This is a genomic window from Streptomyces sp. NPDC006261 (assembly GCF_040613515.1).
GTDB lineage: Bacteria > Actinomycetota > Actinomycetes > Streptomycetales > Streptomycetaceae > Streptomyces.
In genome coordinates this window covers 25,709-32,060 of record NZ_JBEXSI010000067.1, presented here as the reverse complement: position 1 = coordinate 32,060, position 6,352 = coordinate 25,709, and the positions used below count along the sequence as shown (strand labels likewise).

Annotated in this window: 7 protein-coding genes; 2 read left to right on the top strand and 5 right to left on the bottom strand. The window is 68.8% G+C overall.

Features of this window, described 5'->3' with window-relative positions; genetic code table 11:
* Positions 1-270 precede the first annotated feature (270 nt).
* The 3 genes from ABZ154_RS30340 to thyX all read right to left on the bottom strand — a co-directional run bounded on the left by ABZ154_RS30340 (position 271) and on the right by thyX (position 3,885).
* Complete coding sequence (locus tag ABZ154_RS30340; RefSeq protein ID WP_356837574.1) at positions 271-1,956, bottom strand: ribonuclease J; 1,686 nt, start codon at positions 1,954-1,956, stop codon at positions 271-273.
* A gap of 139 nt (positions 1,957-2,095) precedes the next feature.
* Entirely contained in the window at positions 2,096-2,995 is a 900-nt protein-coding gene (gene dapA / locus ABZ154_RS30335) for a 4-hydroxy-tetrahydrodipicolinate synthase (RefSeq protein ID WP_356837573.1), read from the bottom strand.
* Positions 2,996-3,147: 152 nt separating this feature from the next.
* A complete protein-coding gene (thyX, locus tag ABZ154_RS30330) occupies positions 3,148-3,885 on the bottom strand; it encodes an FAD-dependent thymidylate synthase (RefSeq protein ID WP_356837571.1) in 738 nt (245 codons plus the stop codon).
* Positions 3,886-4,099: 214 nt separating this feature from the next.
* On the opposite strand from thyX, the gene ABZ154_RS30325 reads away from it, so the two are divergent.
* Positions 4,100-4,339, top strand: coding sequence for a hypothetical protein (locus tag ABZ154_RS30325; RefSeq protein WP_018512717.1), 240 nt, complete (start codon positions 4,100-4,102; stop codon positions 4,337-4,339).
* Positions 4,340-4,457: 118 nt separating this feature from the next.
* Positions 4,458-5,009 (top strand): hypothetical protein, encoded by a 552-nt coding sequence (locus ABZ154_RS30320; RefSeq protein ID WP_356837570.1) that lies wholly within the window; start codon positions 4,458-4,460, stop codon positions 5,007-5,009.
* An 81-nt stretch (positions 5,010-5,090) separates the two neighbouring features.
* Here ABZ154_RS30320 and ABZ154_RS30315 read toward each other — a convergent pair whose 3' ends face one another.
* Together ABZ154_RS30315 and dapB are read right to left on the bottom strand one after the other, a co-directional pair.
* Positions 5,091-5,582 carry a tetratricopeptide repeat protein gene (locus tag ABZ154_RS30315; protein WP_356837569.1) on the bottom strand — a complete coding sequence of 164 codons (492 nt, stop codon included), beginning with the start codon at positions 5,580-5,582 and terminating at the stop codon, positions 5,091-5,093.
* An 11-nt stretch (positions 5,583-5,593) separates the two neighbouring features.
* Complete coding sequence (dapB, locus tag ABZ154_RS30310; RefSeq protein WP_356837568.1) at positions 5,594-6,346, bottom strand: 4-hydroxy-tetrahydrodipicolinate reductase; 753 nt, start codon at positions 6,344-6,346, stop codon at positions 5,594-5,596.
* Positions 6,347-6,352 lie beyond the last annotated feature (6 nt).

The window sequence follows — 6,352 nt, the reverse complement described above, 5'->3', positions numbered from 1 at the left end:
TCCCTTTCCGGCGGTTCCGACTTTACCAGACTCTTTTCCGTTCCGTTTCCGGTCCGAATTTGAATTCCGGTGGCCTGTGGAGTGGCCTTGCCTTTTCGGCTGATCCGACTTTATCAGAGACTCTGAGTCGGAATTCCCGCCCCGTCAGTGTGCTCCCGGCGCACGAGTGCGCGCGGTGCTTCCCGGTCGGGCGGAGCCGTAAACGTACTGGAGCGGGGCGCCCCGATGCAAATCGAGGGGCCCCGCTCCCGTACGGGCTGGTCAGAAGGGTCAGACCTCGACGACGACCGGGAGGATCATCGGGCGCCGGCGGTAGGTGTCGGACACCCACTTGCCGACGACCCGGCGGACCATCTGCTGGAGCTGGTGGGGCTCCATCACACCGTCCTGGGCCGACTTGTCCAGGGCTTCCTGGATCTTCGGGGTGACGCCGACGAACGCGTTGTCGTCGATGCCGGAGCCCCGGGCCTGGATGTGGGGGCCGCCGACGATCTTGCCGGAGGAGCTGTCGACGACGATGAAGACCGAGATGATGCCCTCGTCGCCGAGGATGCGGCGGTCCTTGAGGGAGGTCTCTGTGACGTCGCCGACGGAGAGGCCGTCGACGTACACGTAACCGGCCTGGACCTTGCCGACGATCTTGGCCTTGCCGTCGATCAGGTCGACGACCACGCCGTCCTCGGCGATGACGATGTGGTCCTTGGGCACGCCCGTGAGGGCTCCCAGCTCGGCGTTGGCTCGCAGGTGGCGCCATTCGCCGTGGACCGGCATCAGGTTCTTCGGCTTGCAGATGTTGTAGAAGTACAGCAGCTCGCCGGCCGAGGCGTGGCCCGACACGTGGACCTTGGCGTTGCCCTTGTGGACGACGTTGGCGCCCCAGCGGGTCAGGCCGTTGATCACGCGGTAGACCGCGTTCTCGTTGCCCGGGATCAGGGACGACGCCAGGATCACCGTGTCGCCCGGGACGATCCGGATCTGGTGGTCGCGGTTGGCCATCCGGGAGAGGGCGGCCATCGGCTCCCCCTGCGAGCCCGTGCAGACCAGCACGACCTCGTCGTCCGGCAGGTCGTCGAGGGTCTTGACGTCGACGACCAGGCCCGCGGGGACCTTGAGGTAGCCGAGGTCACGGGCGATGCCCATGTTCCGGACCATCGAGCGGCCGACGAAGGCGACCCTGCGGCCGTACTCGTGGGCGGCGTCCAGGATCTGCTGGATGCGGTGCACGTGGCTGGCGAAGCTCGCCACGATGATGCGCTTCTGGGCGTTGGCGAAGACCGTGCGCAGGACGTTGGAGATGTCCCGCTCGGGCGGTACGAAGCCGGGGACCTCGGCGTTCGTGGAGTCCGAGAGGAGAAGGTCGATGCCCTCCTCGCTCAGCCGGGCGAACGCGTGCAGGTCGGTGAGACGGCCGTCCAGCGGGAGCTGGTCCATCTTGAAGTCACCGGTGGCCACGACCAGGCCCGCGGGGGTGCGGATGGCGACCGCGAGGGCGTCCGGGATCGAGTGGTTGACCGCGATGAACTCGCAGTCGAAGACACCGATGCGCTCGCGCTGGCCCTCGGTGACTTCGAGGGTGTACGGGCGGATGCGGTGCTCCTGGAGCTTCGCCTCGATGAGCGCGAGGGTCAGCTTCGAGCCGATGAGGGGGATGTCGGGCTTCAGGCGCAGCAGGTACGGGACACCACCGATGTGGTCCTCGTGGCCGTGCGTGAGGACGATGCCCTCGATGTCGTCCAGGCGGTCCCGGATCGTGGTGAAGTCCGGCAGGATCAGGTCGATGCCCGGCTGCTCCTCCTCGGGGAAGAGGACGCCGCAGTCGACGATGAGCAGGCGGCCGCCGTACTCGAAGACCGTCATGTTGCGGCCGATCTCGCCCAGGCCGCCGAGCGGGGTGACCCGCAGGGCGCCCTTCGGGAGCTTCGGGGGGGTGCCGAGTTCAGGGTGCGGATGGCTCAAAAGACTCTCCTTAACCACACGCGCCACGTACCGCTGAGGCACGTGGCGCGCATGTCATTCGTGCACTTGCTGTTGTCTTGGGGTCGTGCTCTTCGCGAGGTGCCTCGCTCGTTCCGTCATTCAGTTGTGAAGTCCGTGGTTACAGCTGTACCCCGCCGGCGGCCAGGTCGATCTTGAGCTGGGCCGTCTCCTGGGCGGTGAGTTCCACCAGGGGCAGGCGCAGCGGTCCGGCCGGGAGGCCCTGGAGCGTCAGCGCGGCCTTCGTCGTGATGACGCCCTGGGTGCGGAACATGCCGGTGAAGACCGGGAGCAGCTTCTGGTGGATCTCGGTGGCCTTCTGGACGTCGCCGCTCAGGTGGGCCTCGATCAGTGCCCGCAGGTCCGGGGTGACCATGTGGCCGACGACGGAGACGAAGCCGACCGCGCCGACCGAGAGGAGCGGGAGGTTGAGCATGTCGTCGCCGGAGTACCAGGCGAGTCCGGACTGGGCGATGGCCCAGCTGGCGCGGCCCAGGTCTCCCTTGGCGTCCTTGTTGGCGACGATCCGCGGGTGCTCCGCCAGCCGTACGAGGGTCTCGGTGTCGATCGGGACCCCGCTGCGGCCGGGGATGTCGTACAGCATCACGGGCAGGCCGGTGGAGTCGGCGATGGCCGTGAAGTGCCGCAGGAGGCCTTCCTGCGGCGGCTTGTTGTAGTACGGCGTGACGGCGAGGAGCCCGTGGGCGCCGGTGCGCTCGGCGGTGCGGGCGAGTTCGACGCTGTGGCGGGTGTCATTGGTGCCGATGCCGGCGACGACGTGCGCCCGGTCTCCGACCGCTTCGAGCACCGCCCGTACGAGCTGGTCCTTCTCCGCGTCACTGGTGGTCGGGGACTCACCGGTGGTGCCGTTGACGATCAGTCCGTCATTGCCTGCGTCCACCAGATGGGCGGCGAGCCGCTGGGCGCCGTCGAGGTCGAGAGCGCCGTCCGCCGTGAAGGGCGTGACCATAGCGGTGAGGACCCGCCCGAAGGGGGTCTGCGGAGTGGAGATCGGAGCCATGGGTAACACGCTACTCGCTGCTCAGCGCGTGGTCCCCCCTCGGGGGGACGGGGAAGAGGAGCCCGGCACTGCCTGCTCGGGGGTTCAAGCAGTGCCGGGTCCGTTTGATCAGCCTAGATGAACTTCTCGAAACGCCGCAATACGGACACCACCTATGGGGCTACCCGTCCATTTTTGTTGAAGGCCGCGTGAGTGAGCGGCATGAGCTGCGCCCAGTGGGCTTCCATCTGCTCGCCGACCATCTCGATCTCGCGCTGCGGGAAGGACGGGACCTTCGCCAGCTCGTGCTGGGTGCGCAGGCCGAGGAAGTGCATCAGGGAGCGCGCGTTGCACGTGGCGTACATCGAGGAGAAGAGACCGACCGGGAGGACCGCGCGGGCCACCTCGCGGGCCACGCCTTCTGCAAGCATCTCCTGGTAGGCCGCGTAGGAGGCCCGGTAGGAGTCCTCCATGGCGCGGGTCGTGAGGTCGTACTGCTCCTCGGTGCCCTCGACGAACTCGTACTTGCCGGGGCGGCCCCGCTGGACCAGTTTGCGGGAGGTCCCGGGAACGTAGAAGACCGGCTCCAGCTCCCTGTAGCGGCCCGATTCCTCGTTGTACGACCAGCCCACGCGGTGCCGCATGAACTCGCGGAACACGAAGATCGGGGCGCTGATGAAGAAGGTCATCGAGTTGTGCTCGAACGGGCTGCCGTGCCGGTCCCGCATGAGGTAGTTGATCAGCCCCTTGGACCGCTCCGGGTCCTTGGTGACCTCTTCCAGCGACTGCTCGCCGACGGTGGAGACCCGGGCGGCGAACAGCACGTCCGCGTCGCCCGCATCGCTTTTCACCAGGTCAACGGTGACATCGCTACGGAAGTGGGGCTTTGCGGGTTCGGGGGTGTCGGTCACCGGCGGGGGTCCTTCCAGGGGCGGCGCTGGGCGGCGACCACTTTACGGGCCACCTGCTTGCGCGCTTGCACCCGCTGCGCGCATGCAAGCAAACAGGTCGGGCAGCCGTTCGTGGAGTCCTTCAAACATTACGGCGATTCGGGGCACCGATCCGGCCTGCCGTACGTCTGACTCAGTAGCAGCATCCGCCACTGAGATCAAGGAGAGTTTCCTCATGTTCCGCCGGCGTGAGTCCGTCCCGTTCTCGTTCGTCGCCGAGGCCGACCGATTCCGCAGTAACGTCACTCCTCCTCCCTCCCCCCGCGCCAGCGTTCCCGAGCTGCTGGGACGCTCCCTCGTCGGGCTGACCGTGGTCGCCGGCCTCGTGGGGTCGCTGCTGCTGGGCCTTCCGGCGCTCGACTCCGGGCAGTCCGCCTCGCACGGCAAGCAGTCCGAGGCGTCCCAGGGCCGCTGAGCACGTCCCGAGGCCGCTGAACTACTCGTACGGACCCCCTGGGGTGGTCTGTTCGGGGGCGGCCTCGGTAGCCTCACCGGGCACAGCAATCGAGCGTGCTTGTGAGTGAGGATGAGTCGTGCCCCTGCCCTTTCTGACGGCCGACCGCGCATTCGATGCGAGCGCGGAGGACGTTGCGCTGCCGTTCGACGACCACGACAGCTGGCGGCGGCCCTACCGCCCCGGTCCGTGGCGGGTCGCGGCGGCGGCCGGCCAGCTGTTGCTGGCCTCGTTCGTCCTGCTCGCGGCGATGATCATCGCTTTCACCGGAACGCCCTCCGGGGCCTTGGTGTGTCTGCTGCTGGCCGGCGCGCTGATCGGTGCCGCTCTGCGGCTCCTGCGGGTCGGCGCGTGGGTCAGCCGGCACGGTGTGCGGCGCGTGGGGTTCTTCCGGACCACCACGGTGCCGTGGGGGGCCACCGCCTCCGTCCGTACGGTCCAGCAGCCCGTCAAGTGGCTGGGACTGCCCCGTACGGTGCAGGGCCAGGCGCTGATCGTGGCCCGGCAGAACGGGGAGACGCTGCCGCCGCTGGCCTCCGACCACAACGCGGACTTCCTCGGGCGCGAGGAGGCGTTCGAGCGGGCCACGGATGCGGTGGAGGCTTGGGCGGACGAGTACCGGCACGGGTGAGCCGCTGCCGTGAGAGGTGAGTGAGCCCGGGACCGATCAGTCGGTCCCGGGGCTCACCTGCGCACAGCGTGAAAGATGTTCTCAGTCGCCGGGCGGGCCGGAGGATGCGGCCGGGCTGGAAGGTGCCGCCTGGCGAGGGCGCCTGTGCAGCGCGATCGCCCTCTGCATCGCCTTGCGGGCTCTCGGGGTGTCCCTCGCGTCCTGGTAGGCCACCGCCAGCCGGAACCAGGCGCGCCAGTCGTCCGGGGCGTCCTCCGTCTCCTCGCGGCGCCGGGTGAAGACCGCGTCGGCGGCGTCCCGGTCGATACGGCCGGACGGGGTGCGCAGCAGGTCGTCGACCGGCAGACCGCCCTCCGCGTCCAGCTCGGCGGCGAGCGCGTTGGCGCGGCGGACGAACTGGGTGTTCTTCCAGAGGAACCAGACGCCGATCACCGGCAGGATCAGCACGGCTACGCCGAACGTGACCGTGAGCAGCGTGCCGTGGCGGATGAGCATCAGACCGCGGCTGCCGACCAGGACGAAGTAGAAGACCAGGACGGCGGCCGTGACGAAGTAGGTGATCTTTGCGCGCATGGTGGGCTCAGTCAGTTCAGGTCGAGGAAGTGTTCCAGGCCGAACGTGAGGCCGGGAGTGGTCACCACGCGGCGGGTGCCGAGCAGGATGCCCGGCATGAAGCTGCTGTGGTGGAGGGAGTCGTGGCGGATGGTGAGGGTCTCGCCCTCGCCACCGAGCAGCACTTCCTGGTGGGCCAGCAGTCCGCGGAGGCGGATCGCGTGGACCGGGACGCCGTCGACGTCCGCGCCGCGCGCGCCGTCCAGGGCGGTGGTGGTGGCATCCGGCTGGGGGGCGCTGCCCGCCTTGGCGCGGGCCGCCGCGATGAGCTGGGCGGTGCGGGTGGCGGTGCCGGAGGGGGCGTCGACCTTGTTCGGGTGGTGCAGTTCGACGACCTCGACCGATTCGAAGTAGCGGGCGGCCTGCTCCGCGAACTTCATGGTCAGCACCGCGCCGATGGAGAAGTTGGGGGCGATCAGGACGCCGGTCTCCGGGGAGTTCTCCAGCCAGGTGTTCAGCTGCGCGAGCCGTTCGTCGGTCCAGCCCGTGGTGCCGACGACGGCGTGGATGCCGTGCCGGACGCAGAAGTCGAGGTTGCCCATCACCGATGCGGGGGTGGTCAGCTCGACGGCGACCTGGGCGCCCGCCTCGGCGAGGGCCTCCAGCTTGTCGCCCCGGCCCAGGGCCGCCACCAGCTCCAGGTCGTCGGCGGCCTCGACGGCTCGTACGGCCTCGGAGCCGATCCGGCCGTTCGCACCGAGAACGGCTACGCGCAGCTTGCTCATCTTGAT